Origin of the sequence: Brevibacterium sp. K11IcPPYGO002 (assembly GCF_050920635.1) — a bacterium.
In the GTDB taxonomy this organism is placed as follows: Bacteria; Actinomycetota; Actinomycetes; order Actinomycetales; family Brevibacteriaceae; genus Brevibacterium.
In genome coordinates this window covers 847,019-864,699 of the sequence record NZ_CP131929.1, presented here as the reverse complement: position 1 = coordinate 864,699, position 17,681 = coordinate 847,019, and the positions used below count along the sequence as shown (strand labels likewise).

Below are 17,681 nucleotides of genomic sequence, written 5' to 3'. Positions count from 1 at the left end.
TTCGAGCCGCCAACTCCTCCTGTGCGAATATCGCGGAATGAGACGCTGATTCAGCATCACTGGCAATCTGCGTTGCAGTTTCCATCAATAGAGCCGCAATTGAGCAACGGAATCAGTGGAATCGGGAGTGAACTTCCGCTAAGGTGACTTCACAGTGATTCAGGACACACAGTGAGCGGACTCTGCGATCCGCCTCTGCCACGACACAGCAGTCGGGAGGCACCGATGGACCTCGACATCCTCGACGTCGCGATCTTCGACGGTGAGGCTCTGCGCCCCGAGGATCGCGTGAGCATCCGCGACGGGATCATCACCGAGATCGGCACCGGTCCCGCAGCGGTGCCCGCCGCGCGCACGATCACCGCCGCCGGCAGGCTGCTCACTCCCGGATTCGTCGATGCGCATGTGCACACGACTTTCGGCGGCCAGGAGGCCCTGGCCTGCGATATCAGCGGAGCCGACAGCCTCGAGGCGGCGCTGCAGATGATCCGTGAGTATGTCGCCGAGACGACCCGTGATGACGGCGCGACCGACCCTGCGAACGACTGGGTCATCGGCGGAGGCTGGTCGATGGCGCACTTCCCCGGGGGCGATCCGAGTGCCGACATCCTCGACGCGGCCTGCCCCGATCGGCCCGCGATCCTGCTCAGCGCCGACCATCATTCGGCATGGGTGAACACGCAGGCGATGTCCGCGGCCGGACTCGACGAGACGTCGACGGCGCCTGCCGGCGGCGTCATCGTCACCGATTCGACCGGTCGGCCCACTGGGTGCCTGCACGAATCGGCCATCGACCTCGTCTCCGCATCGGTTCCCGCGGCCTCCGACGAGGAGGTCCTGGCCGGTCTGCGCGAAGGTCAGCGCTATCTCAACTCCCTCGGGGTGACTGCATGGATGGACGCCATCGTCGGCGACTACGGCGGTCACCGCGACCCGTACGGCACCTATGTCGGGGCGGCGGAGACCGGCGAGCTCCATTCCGAGGTCGTCGGCAGTCTGTGGTGGCCGCGCGGGGTCACCGACATCGACGCCGAGGTGGCCCGACTGACCGATCTCGCCCGTGCCGAGGGACGCTTCCGCGCCACCTCGGTGAAGCTCATGCTCGACGGGATCGTCGAATCCCGGACCGCGGCGATGACGAACGAATACACGTGCACCTGCGGCGGCTTCGGAACGAGCTATTTCACGCAGCACCACCTCGAGGCCTCGTTCGCGGCCCTCGATGCGGCCGGTTTCGACATCCACTGCCATGCGATCGGCGATGCCGCCGTCAAGGCAGCCCTCGACGCCTTCGCAGCCGCCCGCAGCCCCGGCGCAGCCAACACCGGCGAACGCCGCCACCATATCGCCCACGTCCAGGTCGTCGATCCCGCCGATGTGCCGCGCTTCGCCGAACTCGGCATCACCGCGAACCTGCAGGCGCTGTGGGCCTGCCATGACGAGCAGATGATCGACCTCAACCTGCCGTTCCTCGGTGCCGAGCGCAGCGGCTGGCTCTACCCTTTCGGGTCCCTCAACCGCACCGGCACCCATCTGGCGATGGGCTCGGACTGGCCGGTGTCGACGGCGAACCCGTGGGAGGCGATCCATGTCGCACTCAACCGCTCACACCCGACCGCCGCGGACACCTCTCCCCTGCTGCCGGACGAGGCGATCGACCTGACGACGGCACTGCGTGCCTACACCGCAGGCTCGGCACACCTCCTGCGCTCGACCGACAACGGCCACATCCGCACCGGTCGGCCGGCCAACCTCGCCTTGGCCAGTGTCAACCCCTTCACACTGCCGACCACCGACATCGCCGGAATCACCAACGTTCTGACGATCTGCGACGGCCGCATCGTCCACGATGATCTGCCGCCTCAGACACCGACCACCACGTCCGCACCGACCACCACCGGCTCAGCCCGCTGACGACGAAAGGCCATCATGACCAGCACAGCCACCTCGGCGCCCTCTGCGGAAACCGGACTCGACCACCTCGAGATCCAGGGCGTGAAGAAGGTCTTCGGCGACAACACCGCCATCGAACGCCTCGACTTGAACGTCCGCAAGGGCGAATTCCTCTCCCTGCTCGGCCCCTCCGGCTGCGGAAAGACCACCCTGCTGCGGATGATCGCCGGGTTCGAGACCCCCACCGACGGGGCGATCCTGCTCGGCGGCAACGACATCGTGTCCCTGCCGCCGCACCGCCGACCGGTCAACACGGTATTCCAGTCGTACCTGCTCTTCCCGCACATGAACATCGCCGACAACATCGCCTACGGACTCAAGCAGGCGAAGGTTCCGAAACCGGAGATCGCCCAACGGGTCAGAGACGCCCTGGCACTCGTTCAGATGGAGGACTTCGCCGGACGCAAGCCCGAACAGCTCTCCGGCGGTCAGCAGCAGCGCATCGCCCTGGCCCGGGCGCTCGTCAACCGCCCGCAGGTCCTCCTCCTCGACGAGCCGATGTCGGCGCTCGACCGGAAGTTGCGGGAGGAGATGCAGCTCGAACTCAAACGACTCCACACGAAGCTCGACACGACCTTCGTCTTCGTCACCCACGACCAGGACGAGGCACTGGCGATGAGCGATCGCATCGTCGTCATGTACGACGGCGTCATCCAGCAGATCGGGACCGGTGAGGACATCTACGCGAATCCGCACAACGGCTTCGTCGCCGGCTTCATCGGCAAGCAGAACTTCATCTCCGCCGAGGTGACGTCGGCCGATTCGACGACCGCGACTCTGAGCACGGCCAACGCCGTGCTCACGGCCCCGACGCTGACACTCAAACCGTCCACCGCGGCCGGTTCGCCCCGTGATCTCACCGTCGGCGACCGGGTGCGCGCAGCCATCCGGCCCGAACGGATGCACGTCGCCCCGGCCGGCGGGGCCTCCGGGGACGCGAACACGGCACGCGGCGCGGTGATCTCGTATTCGTTCTTAGGCGACGTCATCCAGTACATGATCGTCGTCGGCGACAACGACGAGATCCTCGCTCGTGTCCCCGCCGCCGGGCGGGAGCCGATCAGCGCCGGCACCGAGGTGGAGCTGAGCTGGGACGCCGACGCCGTGGCCGTGTACGACCGTGAGCCTGGCCTGCCGACCGCGACCGTCGAGGGCGGTGCCTGACATGGCCGGCACACGACCCGATGTGACATTCCTGGCCCCGCGGGCCGCCTCGGCGAGGTTGAGCCGGCGAGCGCTGCTGGCCGGATTCGGTGTCGCGGGCCTCGGCGCACTGAGCGCGTGCGGGAAGACCACGAAGATGGCGGCGTCGCCGCCGACCGACGGCAAGCTCGAGTCGAAGCTCAACCTCTACTCGTGGGGCGACTACGATGCTCCGGAACTCATCGAGGCGTTCAAATCGAAGTATGACGTGCTCGTCCAGGTCGACTCGTACGGATCGAACGAGGAACTCGCCGCGAAGCTCTCCACCTCACGCGGCACCTCCGGCTACGACGTGGTCGTGCCGACGGGATCGAACGTTCCGCAGATGCTCAACCATGATCTGCTCCAAGAACTCGATCTCTCGCTCATCCCGAACTTCGAACACATCGACGACAACTTCAAGAACCAGTACTTCGACCCGGACAACACGTACACGGTCTGCAAGGCCTGGGGCACGACCGGATTCGTCTACAACACGACGAAGATCGACCGTGAGCTGACCAGCTGGCAGGACTTCGTCGACGCCGCGCAGAAGGAAGCGGCCGGCACGACGGCGCTGCTCGAGGACCCGTGGGAGGTCTCAGCGATCGCCTTGGCCGCCATGGATGTCAGCCTCAACACCGAGGACGAAGACGAACTCGACCGGGCTCGGACGATCGTCGTCGACCAGCTGGCCCCGAACATCAAGGCCTATATCGGCAATGCCGCCACCGGCATGATCCAAGGCAGCTTCACGATGCTGCATGCGTTCAACGGCGACGCCCGGCAGGGACTGTCGGAGGTCAAGGACCCGGAGAACTGGAAGTTCGTGTTCCCGACGCCGTCGGCGAACCTGTGGACGGACACGTGGGCGATCGCCACCGGTGCTCCGCACCCGGACTCCGCCCACGCCTTCATCAACCACATGATCTCCCCGGACACGGCCGTCGAGCAGCTCGACTACATCGGCTATCCGATCGGCACGAAGGGGCTCGAAGAGCAGGCGGTCCAGGCCGACCTCGACGAACGTGACCTCATCTTCCCGGCCCAGGAGGTCCTCGACCGTCTCGAACCGAGCAAGCAGACCCCGGCCGATCAGATCCGCACGAAGATCTTTGCCGACGCCCAGGCCAGGAGTGGAGCATGAGCACAACCACGACCACAGAGACAGCCAGGCGCGGGCTCTCCCCGCGTTTCTTCGGCCCGGCGGCCATGTCGTTTCCGACGTGGGCCTATGCGCTGTTCTTCTTCATCGTTCCGCTGGCACTCATCGTCTTCTACAGCTTCGGCTACAAACCGGATGAGTTCACGGCCATCGCCACCGACCGGCTGTCCTTCGACCGCTACCCGGAGGCGATGAGCGCAAGCTTCGTCTCCACGTTCTTCGCGACCCTGCGGATCTCGATCGTCGGCACGATCCTGTGCCTGCTCATCGCCCTGCCCTTCGCCTACTGGTTGGCGGTCAAGGTCTCCCCGGCCCGCCGTTCCCTGGCCCTGGCATTGGTGATGGTGCCGTTCTGGACGAACTTCCTCGTCCGCACCCTCGGTTGGCAGATCATGCTCTCCCCCGACGGGTTCCTGTCGAACTGGCTGCAGGGTCTCGGGCTGCTCGATGGACCGCTGGACATCCTCTACACCCGATCGGCTGTGCAGATCGGCGTCGTCTACAACTATCTGCCGCTGATGATCCTGCCGCTGTTCGTCGCCATCGACGCCTCCGGCAAGAAGCTGAGGGAGGCCAGCTACGACCTCGGCGCGGGGAAGGTGAAGACCTTCATGCGGGTGACGCTGCCGATGGCGATGCCGGGAGTCGTCTCCGGCTGCCTGCTCGTGTTCATCCCGCTCAACGGCGACTACGTCACGGCGACCGTCCTCGGCGGGGCGAGCGGCTCGATGGTCGGGCAGCTCATCGCCAATCAGTTCAACACCGCACAGAACTGGGCGGTCGGGGCGGCCATGGCGATGATCCTCATCATCTCCACCTTGGTCGTCGTCGGCCTCGGATTCGCGCTGCTCAAGCTCGGGCAGGCGATCACCGCCAGACTCAACAGTGTTCCGCTGCAGGACGGGAGGGCCTGAGATGCCGAAGAAGAACACGTTCGCACGTCGGACACCGACCGATATCGCTCTGCACGTCTGGGGCATCATCGTCTTCGTCTACCTGTTCGTGCCGATCGCGGTGATCATCGCCTATTCGTTCAACAACGGCAAGGTGCTCGCGAACTTCCGCGGATTCGGCCTGCACGCCTACATCAGCGGCATCAACAACGACATCATCGTCTCCTCCATCGTCACGAGCCTGCAGGCGGCCGTGGGCACGGCCATCGTCTCGACGATCTTCGGCACCCTCGGCGGGGTCGCTCTGGCCAGGGCGCGAAGGGGCGCATGGTGGGCGCTCGGACTGACCGCGATCCTCGGGCTGACGCTGGTCACGCCCGAGATCGTCGACGGCATCTCGTTCCTGCCGTGGTTCGTCACCGTCGGCGTCGACTGGGGCATCACTCCGCTCAACAACGGTCTGGTCAGGCTCATCATCTCGCATGCGATGTTCTCGATGGCGATCGTGACGTTCATCATCAGGGCCCGGCTCGCCGGCATGGACACCCAGCTCGAGGACGCCGCCGCCGATCTCGGCGCGACACCGTGGAACCGGTTCAAGGACATCACCCTGCCGATCGCGGCTCCCGGCATCCTCGCCGGTGCCCTGATGTCGTTCACCGTCAGCCTCGACAACACGATCCTCTCGAGCTTCGTCCAGCAGCCGGGCTACACCCCGTGGCCGGTCTACATCTTCTCCGCCGTCCGCGTGGCTCTGCGCCCCGAGGTCGCGGCGATGTCGACGGTGATGTTCGTGCTCACCCTCGCCGCGCTCGGCTTCGTCGGCTTCGTCCTGCGCAAGGCCGGCGGCAATGCCACCGAGATCATCAAGACCATGGCCGCCTGATCCAACCCATCACCGAGGCGACCCCGAAGATCGCCGGCGCCGAGGCGGCCCGCCGTTCCGCACCACCCCGCACCTGCTCATCCGGCGGAGTGTCCGCCGACCGCACCGTGAAGAAAGTGAAGTGACATGGACGTCAATGCCGCATTGGCCGACGCCTCGACCATTCCGTTCTGGCTCGATACCGACCTCCGTCCGGCGCCGCTGCCGCCGCTGGTCGAGGACCGCGAGACCGATCTCCTCGTCGTCGGCGGCGGGTTCACGGGTCTGTGGACGGCGCTGCAGGCGAAGGAACGGGACCCGAGCCGTCGGGTCGTGCTCGTCGAGGCGAACTCGATCGGGTGGGCCGCCTCGGGGCGCAATGGCGGATTCTGCGCGGCCAGCCTCACACACGGCTATGACAACGGGCTAGCCCACCTGCCTGAGGAGAACGATCGGCTCGCGCAGCTGGGCCGGGAGAACCTCGACGCCATCGAAGCAGCGGTGGCGAAGTACGGAATGGACGTCGAGTTCGAACGCACGGGCGAACTCGACGTCGCCACCGAGGACTACCAGGTCGCCGAGCTGCGGGAGGCCCACGATCCCGATTCCGGTTTCGTCTTCCTCGACCAGCAGGAACTCGCGGGGATCGTCAAGTCACCGACGTACAAGGGTGCGCTGTGGGATTCTCGTGAGGTCGCGCTGGTCCATCCGGCGAAGCTGTGCTGGGAGCTGCTGCGCGTCATCCGCGAACTCGGGGTCGACGTCTATGAGGGCACGAAGGTCACCGATGTCAGCGATGCGACGTCGACCGTGCAGGTAAGCACCCGCGTGACCGCGGAGACGATCGAGGACTGCGCATCCGCGCCGTGCACCACGATCACGGCGAAGCGGGTCGCGTTGGCGACGAATGTGTTCCCGTCCCTGCTCAAGCGGGTGAGTCTGCACACCGTTCCCGTCTACGACTATGCGCTGATGACCGAGCCGTTGACCGACGAGCAGATGGCCGCGATCGGGTGGGAGGGCCGCCAGGGCATCGGCGACTGCGCGAATCGCTTCCACTACTACCGGCTGACCGCGGACAATCGGATCCTCTTCGGCGGCTGGGACGCCGTCTACCACTTCGGACGGAAGGTGTCGTGGAAGTACGATCAGCGGCCCGAGACCTTCGAGACCCTCGCTGAGCACTTCTTCGAGACCTTCCCACAGCTGGCCGGACTGAAGTTCACTCACAAATGGGGCGGACCGATCGACACCTGCTCGCGGTTCTTCTCGTTCTTCACCAGCGCCTATGGGAAGAAGGTCGCCATGGCTGCCGGGTTCACCGGGCTCGGCGTCGGTGCGTCGCGGTTCGCCGGAACGGTCATGCTCGATCTGCTCTCCGGCGAGGACACCGAGCTGACAGCGCTCGAGATGGTGCGCAAGCTCCCCCTGCCGTTCCCTCCCGAACCCGTGGCCTGGCTGGGCATCAAGATGACGACGAATGCACTGATCAAGGCCGATGAGAACGAGGGTCGGCGCGGACCTCTGCTCAAGGTCCTCGACGCAGTGGGCATGGGCTTCGATTCGTAAGCTCGCGTCGGCCTGTCCGGCGTCCGGACCCCAGGCGGGGAATTCGGCCGTGGTTGGTAGACTCTGGGTGAGCGCGGGAGGAACTCCCGAACACTTTCACAAAGGAGCAGTACACGCATGGCACGTGTCGTCGTTGAGGTGATGCCCAAACCCGAGATCCTTGACCCGCAGGGCAAGGCGATCTCCGGCGGACTGACCCGTCTGGGCTTCACCGGGTTCGGTGAGGTTCGTCAGGGCAAGAGGTTCGAACTCGAGGTTGACGGCGAAGCCACCGAGGAGGTCCTCGCCCAGGCACGCGAAGCCGCGGAGAAGCTTCTGTCGAACCCCGTGATCGAAAACGTTGTGGCCGTCCGCGTGGCCGAGGATGCATCGTGACCGCTGTCGCTGCTGATCCCACCGCCGCGGCGACCGCAGAGTCCGGTGTCTCCGTCGGAGTCGTCACATTCCCCGGAACGCTTGATGACCGTGACGCCGCTCGAGCCGTTCGCCTGGCAGGGGCGAACCCGGTGAACCTGTGGCATGCGGATTCGACTCTGTCCGGTGTCGACGCCGTCATCCTGCCGGGCGGATTCTCCTACGGTGACTACCTGCGCTGCGGTGCGATCGCCGGATTCGCTCCGATCATGGAGTCCGTCGTCGCTGCGGCGAATGCCGGTATGCCGGTGCTCGGCATCTGCAACGGCTTCCAGATCCTCTGCGAGTCCCGTCTGCTGCCCGGTGCCCTCATCAGAAACGATCACCAGCACTTCATCTGCCGCGACCAGGACCTGGTCGTGGAGAACGCGAACACCGCGTGGACGAGCGACTTTGAGCAAGGTGAGACGATCCGCATTCCGCTGAAGAACGGTGAGGGCGGGTTCGTCGCCACCGACGAGGTGCTCGACGAGCTCGAGTCCACCGGGCGCGTGGTCTTCCGCTACCAGGGCTTCAACCCGAACGGGTCTCTGCGCGACATCGCCGGAATCACGAACGAAGCAGGCAACGTCGTCGGTCTCATGCCGCACCCCGAACACGCCGTCGAGGCCGGTTTCGGCCCCGAGTCCGGCGGCGGAATCGACGGTCAGGGGTTCTTCTCCTCGGCCGTGCGCACTCTCGTCGCCAAGGGCTGAGACCACCCCGGCACGTGGTCCGGCTTTGCTCGGACACGCTTCAGGCCCCGAACTCGGTTCTTTGCGAGTTCGGGGCCTGAGCTGTTGTGGCCGGACAGCAGTGTGTCGCTTTCGCAGTCACCACGGTCGCCGTCGGGCCGGGTGGAGTCACCAACCCGACGGGTCACCGGTCGCTGTCAGCTCCTGTTCTTCCGGCGGGCCAGTCCGATGGCTGCTCCACCGCCGAGGATGAGCAGGGCGCCTGCCGTCAGTCCGGTGAGTTCAGCACCGGTACGCGGCATCGACGAGCCGTCTCCGGATCCGCCGGAATCCCCGCCGTTACCGCCACCGGACTCACCACCGGTCACGACGAACTTTCCTGACCTGCTGACGTCCATACAAGCGGCGACGACTTGGTACGTCCCGACGTAGTACGCGGGATCATCCCCGAGGCCGTAGACCTGGATTCCGGCTGCGCCATCCTGATCAGCCGTTGCCGTCTGCTCGTAGAGCTTCTCGCTCTTATCACCCGAGTACACCTCGAAATGCACATCGGCGTCCGCTGCGCAGTCGGTGAGAGTCATCTGTACGCCCTTGTCTCGGTCGATGAAGTCCACTCCGGAGATTCGTTCGGGACTGATCGAGAGCGTCGGGTCGACGACGCTGCCGTCATCGGTGACCGTGAACGTGGTCTCGGCGCTCTTGTCGCCGCAGGAGGCGGCGACGGTGAAGTCACCGATCCAACCGGTGCCGCCGTCACCGTCCGGGAGGAACTGAACGGATCCGGCCGCATCTTCACCGGCCTCCTGGGTCTCTTCCCAGATCACGGTGTCGGGGTCTTTCGCGGAGCTCACCTGGAACGTCACCTCGGAGTCGACGTGGCAGTTGACGAGGGTGATGTTGACACCGTTCTCGAGGAAGTCGGCCAGCTTCTGGCTCTGCGGAGTGACACTGAGATCGGCATCAGTTCCGTCGTCGTTCTCAGTGACCGAGTATGTCGTCTCGGCGCTCGTGCCGCCGCACTTCGCGCTGACCACGAAGTCACCGATCCAGCCGTCGCCACCGGTGCCGGGCATGAAGGACGCAGAGACCGAACCGTCGTCGCCGGCGGTCTTCGTCTCTTCCCAGATATTCGTGTCCTCGCCCTTGCGGACGATGGTGATTGTCACCTTCTCGCCCGGTTCGCAGCTGCTCACGGTGATGTCGACACCGTTGTCGAGGTACGAATCGATCCCCTGGCTCTGCGGATCGACGCTGACTGCCGCATCCGACTCATCTTGGCTGTCGGTGATCTCCACGCTGCCGGTGAACGTCTTCGACTCCTGCCCGTCGCGGGCGACGGTCACGGTGACATCGACGACATCGCCGACCTTGAGCTCGGTATTGCCGCGGAGCTCTCCGTTGAACGTTCCGTCGCTGTCGACGGTGATGGAGCTGTTCTCGCCCGGTTCGGCGGTGACAGTATCTCCGGCCTGCAATCCGGTGATGGTGTACGGGATGGATTCAGCCGCCTCGTCGACCGGCATCGTCGACCGGTCGAGGGAGAACGAGGCGTCGATCGGGGTTGAGTCCTCGGACGGCTCCTCCGAACCTTCGCCAGGATCGGCCGCCTCTTCACCGTCGCCGGGATCGGCCGCGTTCTCGTCGCCTCCCGGATCAGTCGATTCCTCCCCGTCACCGGGTTCGGTAGGTCTGCCGTCGTTGCCGGGATCAGCGTCGTCACCAGGGCCCGCGGGCGGATCCTCCGGACCCGGGGTTTCTGCGTCACCGTTTCCTGCTCCCTGCACGACCGTCGCGTCTGCTGCAGACTTGTCGTCGGCCAGCGCGACCGCCGGACTCAGTCCTCCGATGGAGAATGCCAGGGCGAATGTTGCCGCCATTGCCAACCGTCTCATGATGGTCCTTCCAGAGTTCTGGCCGGTTGCCGTCTTCAGTTATGGCTTGGACCATACGCAGGCAGAGGAGTGCGCACGACTTTAGTTCATTTAGGTCATGACAGAAGTGATAGAGGTGTTGTGCCGAATGTTTATCACTTCGCAATACTGTTCGCGCGCCCGATCTAGGGCGCCCCGCAGGTTCGGACCAGCTGCTGTGCTCTCACCTGCACAGCAACGTCGAGTCGGGGTCCGAGATCCACACGGCAGAGCAGTCAGATCAATGTCACATTCGGGTCGATTTCGGCATAAGCCAGGCAGAAATCGTTATGCCGGATTTCCGTTCATTTCCTGATTTCTGCGGTGAAAACGAGGCCGGGTCCCCGAGCTCGAGCTCGGGGACCCTGCGACCGGTTGGAACTGTCAGGCCTGCGGCGAGGACCCCTCTTCTGCCGGCGCCTCGGTGCTCTCGCCTTCGGCGTTCGGCCCGTCCGCACTGTCACCGTCGGAGGACCCGGTCTCGTCGCCGACCGGCGTACCAGACTCGGGCTCGGTCTCGGCGAGCACCTCGGCGGTGAACTGCTCCTCGGCGTCCTCCCCGCGGAACTGCGACATGTACAGCCGGTAGTAGGCGCCTTGTGAGGCAAGCAGCTGCTCATGATTGCCGTGCTCGACGATTGCGCCGTCCTCCATCACGAGGATGGTGTGAGCGTCACGGATCGTCGACAGCCGGTGGGCGATGACGAACGACGTCCGATCGGTCCGCAGCGCCGCCATCGCCTGCTGCACGAGTACCTCGGTGCGGGTGTCGACCGAGGAGGTCGCCTCATCGAGGATGAGCAGCGAGGGGTCGGCGAGGAAGGCTCGAGCGATCGTGATGAGCTGTCGCTCACCGGCCGAGACGCTTCCACTGTCGGAATCGATGACCGTGTCATAGCCGTCGGGCAGCTGACGCACGAACCGGTCGACCATCGTCGCCTTGGCCGCTGCGACGACTTCCTCATCGGTGGCACCCAGCCGACCGTAGCGGATGTTGTCGGCGATCGTGCCCTCGTACAGCCAGGCGTCCTGGAGCACCATGCCCACATGCGAGCGGAGGTCGGCGCGGCTGAGGTCGCGGGTGTCGATGCCGTCGAGGAAGATGGTTCCGCCCGTGATCTCGTAGAAGCGCATCACGAGATTGACCAAGGTCGTCTTGCCGGCACCGGTGGGTCCGACGATCGCCACCGTGTGTCCCGGTTCTGCGGTGAAGGACACCTTCTCGATGAGAGGAATCTCGGGAGCGTAGCGGAAGCTCACCTCGGAGAACTCGACCTTGCCCGGGGTGCGCGGGGGCAGTTCCCGCCGCACCTCGTCGGGATCTTCCTCCTCGGCGTCGAGCAGCTCGAAGGTCCGCTCCGCCGAGGCGACTCCGGACTGGAGCATGTTCGCGACACCGGCCATCTCGGAGATCGGCTGCGAGAACTCACGGGAGTACTGGATGAACGCGGTCGCATCGCCGAGCGTCATCTGCCCCGTTGCCACCTTGAGGCCGCCGGCGACTGCGATGAGGACATAGCTGAGGTAGGACACGAACTGCATCGAGGGCATGATCATGCCGGAGACGAACTGTGCTCCCGCTGAGGCCCTGTACAGTGATTCGTTGCGACGGTCGAACTCGTCGAGCATGACCTCATCACGGCCGAAGGCCCTGACGATGTCGAGGCCGGAGAACGACTCTTCGACGTGCCCGTTGACCTCACCGGTGTGCTTCCACTGCGCCTTGAACAGCTTCTGCGACCGAGTGCCGATGACACCGGCGATGATCGCCGACAGCGGCAGAGCGATGAGGGCCAGCAGCGCGAGCTGCCAGGACACGATGAACATCATCACGCCGATGCCGATGATCGTCAGCGCGGACTGCACGAGCTGCGAGAACGCCTGCTGCAGGGCCTGCTGGATGTTGTCGACATCGTTGGTCACTCGTGACATCACATCGCCGCGCTGCCGCGTGTCGAAGTAGCGCAGCGGCAGTCGGTTGATCTTGCGTTCGATGTCCTCACGCAGTCGGTAGACGACCCGCATGACCAGGGCGTTGAGGATGTATCCCTGCGCCCACATGAGCATCGAGGCCACGAGGTACATGAGCAGGACGGCGATGATGATCTGCCCGAGTGCGGTGAAGTCGATTCCCTGCCCGGGCACCACCTCGGCGGTGGCGAGCATATCGGCGAAGTCGTCGCGGCCTTCGGCGCGGGCCCCGGCGATGATGTCGTCGATATTCGCACCTGCGGGCAGCCCAGCACCGATGACTCCGGAGTAGACGACGTCCATCGCCTTGCCGAGGACCCTGGGAGCGATGACGGTGAGGACCACGGAACCGACGACGAGGGCGACGACGTAGATCATGCCCTTCTTCTCGCTGGCCATGAGCCCGAACAGGCGTTTGACCGAGGGCCAGAAGTGCTTGGCCTTGCGCGGAGGTGTGCCTCCGCTCATCTCCAGTTCCTCGCCGCTGGGAATGTACTCGTCTTCCGCAGCCACCACGGTCTCGGTCGAGGTGTCGTCGGCCATGTCAGTTCACCTCTTCCGTGGTCAGCTGGGATTCGATGATCTCGCGGTAGGTCGGGTTCGCCTCGGCGAGTTCGTCATGGGTGCCGCGGCCGACGATCTTCCCTGCTTCGAGGACGATGATCTGGTCGGCGTCCCGGATCGTCGACACGCGTTGGGCGACGACGATGACGGTGGCCTCCCCCGTCGATTCGTCGAGGGCCGCCCGCAGCCGTGCGTCGGTGGCGACGTCGAGGGCGGAGAACGAATCGTCGAAGACATAGATCTGCGGCTTCACCGTCAGGGCTCTGGCGATGCAGAGACGCTGACGCTGCCCGCCGGAGTAGTTCGTGCCGCCCTGGGCGACGCGCTCTGAGAGCCGGTCCTCCTTCTCGATGACGAAGTCGTCGGCCTGAGCGATGCGCAGGGCCTCCCACAGCTCGTCGTCGGTGGCGTCCTCGTTTCCGAAGCGCAGGTTCGAGGCGATCGTGCCGGAGAACAGGTACGGCTTCTGCGGGACGAGACCGATGAGCTGGGCCAGCTGGTGGCGGTTGAACTCGGTGACTGGGGTGCCGTCGATGAGGATCTCGCCTGCCTGCGGGTCGATGAGTCTGGGGATGAGGTTGACGATCGTCGATTTGCCGGAGCCGGTCGAGCCGATGATCGCGGTGGTCGTCCCGGGCTGGGCGGTGAAGGTCAGTCCTTCGAGCACAGGCACCTCGGCGCCGGGATATCCGAAGGAGACATTGCGGAATTCGAGCTCACCACGGCCGGGCAGGTCCGTGACACCGGCGGGGATGGTCATCGTGGTGCGGGTGTCGAGGATCTCGGCGATGCGTTCGGCGCAGACGACGGCGCGCGGAATCATCATCATCATGAATACGCCCATCATCACGGCCACCAGGATCTGCAGCAGGTACTGCAGGAACGCCGTCAGCGATCCCACTTCCATCTGTCCTGCGTCGACGCGATGACCGCCGAACCACAGGACGGCTGCGGTCGCGAGGTGGAGGATCATCATGATGGCGGGGAACATGAGCACGAACAGATTGCCGACCTTGACCGAGGTTTCGGTCAGGGCACGGTTGGCATCGGCGTACCGGTCGGTCTCAAAGGGTTCGCGAACGAAGGCGCGGATGACGCGGATGCCGGTGATCTGTTCGCGCAGAACCCCGTTGATGTCGTCGACCTGGTCCTGCATGCGGCGGAACAGCGGCATGAGGAGGTAGACGAGGATGGCGACGACGATGAAGAGGACGGGCACGGAGACCCACACCAGCCAGGACAGCCCCGCGTGTTCCCGCAGGGCCATGATGATGCCGCCGATGCACATGATCGGGGTCGAGACCATGAAGTTCAGGGTCATGAGCACCAGCATCTGCACCTGTTGCACGTCGTTGGTGTTGCGGGTGATGAGGGTGGCGGAGCCGAATCTTCCGACCTCGAGCATCGACAGGTCGTCGACCTGCCGGTAGATCGCTCTGCGGAGGTCGCGGCCGACGCCCATTCCCGTGCGTGCGCCGAAGTAGATCGCGGTGATCGCAGTGACGACCTGAACGAGGCAGACGAGCAGCATCGTCAAGCCCGTCGACCAGATGAAGTCGGTGTCGCCCTTGGCGACGCCTTCGTCGATGATCCGAGCATTGAGGCTGGGAAGGTACAACGCTGCGATCGTCGAGGCCAGCTGCAGGATGACGACCAGAATGATGAAGGGCCAATAGTTCTTGGCGTATTTCAGGGACAGGCGGAGTAATGCCACGTTGAACGTCCAGAGTGAAGAAAGGCTGACAGTTGAGTCGTGAGAGTTGCGAAGCGCAACAGACTACCTTACATGAGTTCTCCTCCCCGAGGTATATGAACGGACGACGATTCTGGCAGTTCTGCTGAGGCCTCTACTCCACCATGAGGCACTGACACGGCCATCGCACCGCGTGCCTCCTCGATTCTCGGGCGCTCCCGCATACGCTTGACAGCATGAGCTCAACTCTGCAGGACCTGGTCAACCGCGCCGTCTTCTACTCGACGGAGGTGCAGACGCATTTCGGTGCGCTCATCGCCGACGCCGAGTGGGAAGTCGACTTCAGCTCCGACCCGCATCTGACGTTCACGTCGGCCGACGGTGGCGTTCTGCGCGCCCGACCACACCTGCTCGGTTCCGAGTCCGACCGAGAGAAGACTTGGCTGTGGGGATGGGAGAACGTCAATGACTTCCCCGATGCCGTCGTCGGGCTCTCCCACGAGGTGCGCAAGTACGGGGCCGCCGAGGATGTCACCGAGCTCACGACCCCGGAGCTGTCCCTCGATGAGGAGCTCGCACTACGCCTGACCCTGGCGTCGAAGGAGGCCACTGACAAGTGGGCCCACTATCCTGCCGCCGCCGGTGCCGGGACCACGGTATGGCTGCTCGTCGATGCCGCCGAGGTCGCCCTGCCCGCACCGCAGGTCAAGGTCTCTGTGCGCGCGCTCATGCAGGGTCTGACGCAGACGACGGTGACCGATCACCGCGCGGCTGTCGAGGCGTACGTCGCTAAGCGCGGCATTCCGACGGCAGAGCTGCCCGAGGGTGGGCTGCGGATGCTGTTCTCCGACGGCTCCGCCGACCTGTCCTTCGACGATCAGCGTCGCATCTCCAACTGCGACCTGAACGCTCCCTTGGAGGGTGAGGCCGCCGACCAGTTCGCCGCCGCGGAACCCACAGGCACCCCCGCCGAGGCGGCCGCCGCCTCCCGTACGCCGGATTCGGCTTCCGCTTCCGCCGCGGACGATGTTGCCGCACCGTCTGAGACGGCCCCGGCAACTCCGGCGGCTGCTCAGACAGAGGAAACTGCACCCACGAAGTCCGTGCCGGACGAGCAGCCGGCAGCGGAGGCAACCCCGGCGGCCGAGGCTCGGGCCGACGAAGCCGCAGAGCCTGCGGCGGAGGCTTCGGATGCCGCACGCGGACAGCAGCAGCCGGAAGACGAACGACCGCGCGGAGACGGGTCTGTCGAGCCTGCGCGGGCAGAGACTTCTGCCGAGGATGAACCAGTCGAGGAGGCCAAGCCGAAGAAGAAGGGGCTGTTCTCGAAGTTGTTCGGTCGTTGAAGCAGCTTTTGATCTGCCGGATCATTCATCGCCCTTCAGCGATTCACGGGTGCCTCGGGACCCCATCGGAACCCGCGGTCGAAGAGGAAACGTCTCTCGTCATCGTTGTGCAGTGTCAGTTCCGAGTCTTCTGTCCGCAGAGAGAACTCCCCCTCTCCGACCTTCGAGTACCGGAACTCGACCGTGCCGGAGGGATCGCGAATGAGGGTCTGAGCGCCTTTCCGGACGGGGTAGAGCTTCCCTGTGATCGACTGGCCATCGACGCTGTAGACACCGTCCTGGAAGTCCGCGTCGGCGTACCGCACACTCATTCTCTTGCCCTTGCCCGATCCGATCTGGCCGAAGGCGATCTGAGTGATGTCTGCGGTCGTGTGGTCGGTGCCTTCGATCGGGGTCGTCTTGCCTGACGTAGTGACGGTGTAGACACCAGAGATCTCCTCGGGAGTGCCGGGGTTGCCCCAATTCAGGCTGATACCGGTTGCCAGACCGCTGCCGATGATGATGACGACGGCGAGGATCGGGGATACCCAGCGGGTGATCCTGACGAAGATCCGGTTGCGCCAGATGAGGCCGCTGACCGCAGGACCGACGCTGCGCCCGAGTGCGAATCGCATGACTCGAGGCACATTGGGGATGAGCAGGATGAGACCGACCAGTGCCATCGCTCCGGACAGTTGCTTCACCGGCACGTCGAACGTCAGGTTGAGCAGGAAAACGACGCTCATGTCCAGAGCAGCGATGAGTGCACCGAGCCAGGCCGAGCGCCGGAAGAGCAGCAGGGTGACGGCGATCAGCTCAGCAAGGCCCGCCAGAAACTGCACGGTCGGGGAGAACGCCATGAAGCGCCACAGCAGTCCCATGGGGCTCATCTCGCCGTATTGGACAAGAGCATCGGCGTAGTCGGCGTAACCCATCTGAACGTGAAAGACCTTCGTCCAGGCGTAGGGCAGGAGAGACACCGCCAGCCCCATCCGAAGCACCCAGTGGAGGACCCAAAGGATCCCGACCCCTCGAGACCGTGACCGAAGCTGCTGAGCTGACTGTTCTGTTGATTGTTCCTGTATCGCAGTGTCTTGCGTCATCATGGTGATCAGATTACTGACAAAACCACTTGCCCCGAAGTGGGGTTCTCCGGACCATTCCAAAAGACATTCCCCACCACCCTATTACTACCTGGCGGGGGCGCAGCAACCCCGCGCCAGGTAGCCCGGCCCCCATCAGGTAGCAACAAGCACGGAAACACACCATGAATAAAAGAAGAGGCCCTGCCCCTGACCCGAAGATCAGAAGCAGAGCCTCCCCACTAAAAAATTATTGCGGCAGTCACTTACTCTCCCACAACCACCAAGTTGCAGTACCATCAGCGCGAATGGGCTTAGCTACCGGGATCGGAACGGTTAACCGGGCGTTTCCCCACCACTATCACCACCGCAAAACCACACAGACCACCACCACAACCCACAAGGATTGTCAGCGGTA

At 64.6% G+C, this 17,681-nt stretch carries 13 protein-coding genes and 1 rRNA gene; 9 read left to right on the top strand and 5 right to left on the bottom strand.

Annotated elements, in window-relative coordinates; all coding sequences use genetic code 11:
• The first annotated feature begins 225 nt into the window (after nucleotides 1–225).
• The 8 genes from QYM46_RS03820 to purQ all read left to right on the top strand — a co-directional run bounded on the left by QYM46_RS03820 (nucleotide 226) and on the right by purQ (nucleotide 8,736).
• Complete coding sequence (locus QYM46_RS03820; RefSeq protein ID WP_432790926.1) at nucleotides 226–1,914, top strand: amidohydrolase; 1,689 nt, start codon at nucleotides 226–228, stop codon at nucleotides 1,912–1,914.
• A 15-nt stretch (nucleotides 1,915–1,929) separates the two neighbouring features.
• Entirely contained in the window at nucleotides 1,930–3,117 is a 1,188-nt protein-coding gene (locus tag QYM46_RS03815) for an ABC transporter ATP-binding protein (protein ID WP_432790925.1), read from the top strand.
• Nucleotide 3,118: 1 nt separating this feature from the next.
• Entirely contained in the window at nucleotides 3,119–4,282 is a 1,164-nt protein-coding gene (locus tag QYM46_RS03810; protein WP_432790924.1) for a polyamine ABC transporter substrate-binding protein, read from the top strand.
• Nucleotides 4,279–5,214, top strand: coding sequence for an ABC transporter permease (locus QYM46_RS03805; protein WP_432790923.1), 936 nt, complete (start codon nucleotides 4,279–4,281; stop codon nucleotides 5,212–5,214). The genes QYM46_RS03810 and QYM46_RS03805 overlap by 4 nt, the downstream gene beginning before the upstream one ends.
• Before the next feature lies 1 nt (nucleotide 5,215).
• The gene (locus QYM46_RS03800) at nucleotides 5,216–6,079 is read left to right on the top strand and encodes an ABC transporter permease (protein ID WP_025780532.1); all 864 of its coding nucleotides are present in this window, start codon (nucleotides 5,216–5,218) and stop codon (nucleotides 6,077–6,079) included.
• A 126-nt stretch (nucleotides 6,080–6,205) separates the two neighbouring features.
• Nucleotides 6,206–7,627: an NAD(P)/FAD-dependent oxidoreductase gene (locus QYM46_RS03795; RefSeq protein WP_169251383.1), complete on the top strand. Its 1,422-nt coding sequence runs from the start codon at nucleotides 6,206–6,208 to the stop codon at nucleotides 7,625–7,627.
• A 117-nt stretch (nucleotides 7,628–7,744) separates the two neighbouring features.
• On the top strand, nucleotides 7,745–8,002 hold the full coding sequence (gene purS / locus QYM46_RS03790; protein ID WP_025780534.1) for a phosphoribosylformylglycinamidine synthase subunit PurS: 258 nt from the start codon (nucleotides 7,745–7,747) through the stop codon (nucleotides 8,000–8,002).
• Nucleotides 7,999–8,736 carry a phosphoribosylformylglycinamidine synthase subunit PurQ gene (purQ, locus tag QYM46_RS03785; protein ID WP_432790922.1) on the top strand — a complete coding sequence of 246 codons (738 nt, stop codon included), beginning with the start codon at nucleotides 7,999–8,001 and terminating at the stop codon, nucleotides 8,734–8,736. Before purS ends, purQ begins: the two co-directional genes overlap by 4 nt.
• A 176-nt stretch (nucleotides 8,737–8,912) precedes the next feature.
• On the opposite strand, the gene QYM46_RS03780 is transcribed toward purQ, so the two are convergent.
• The 3 genes from QYM46_RS03780 to QYM46_RS03770 form a co-directional block, all read right to left on the bottom strand.
• Entirely contained in the window at nucleotides 8,913–10,610 is a 1,698-nt protein-coding gene (locus tag QYM46_RS03780) for a hypothetical protein (RefSeq protein ID WP_432790921.1), read from the bottom strand.
• Between the two features lie 402 nt (nucleotides 10,611–11,012).
• Entirely contained in the window at nucleotides 11,013–13,142 is a 2,130-nt protein-coding gene (locus tag QYM46_RS03775; protein ID WP_432790920.1) for an ABC transporter ATP-binding protein, read from the bottom strand.
• Nucleotide 13,143: 1 nt separating this feature from the next.
• Nucleotides 13,144–14,877 carry an ABC transporter ATP-binding protein gene (locus QYM46_RS03770; RefSeq protein WP_432790919.1) on the bottom strand — a complete coding sequence of 578 codons (1,734 nt, stop codon included), beginning with the start codon at nucleotides 14,875–14,877 and terminating at the stop codon, nucleotides 13,144–13,146.
• A 215-nt stretch (nucleotides 14,878–15,092) separates the two neighbouring features.
• On the opposite strand from QYM46_RS03770, the gene QYM46_RS03765 reads away from it, so the two are divergent.
• Nucleotides 15,093–16,202 (top strand): DUF6882 domain-containing protein, encoded by a 1,110-nt coding sequence (locus QYM46_RS03765; RefSeq protein WP_432790918.1) that lies wholly within the window; start codon nucleotides 15,093–15,095, stop codon nucleotides 16,200–16,202.
• Between the two features lie 35 nt (nucleotides 16,203–16,237).
• Here the strand turns inward: QYM46_RS03765 and QYM46_RS03760 are convergent, their stop codons facing one another.
• Entirely contained in the window at nucleotides 16,238–17,161 is a 924-nt protein-coding gene (locus tag QYM46_RS03760; protein WP_432790917.1) for a DoxX family protein, read from the bottom strand.
• Nucleotides 17,162–17,516: 355 nt separating this feature from the next.
• Nucleotides 17,517–17,635, bottom strand: a 5S ribosomal RNA gene (gene rrf, locus QYM46_RS03755).
• Between the last annotated feature and the right edge of the window lie 46 nt (nucleotides 17,636–17,681).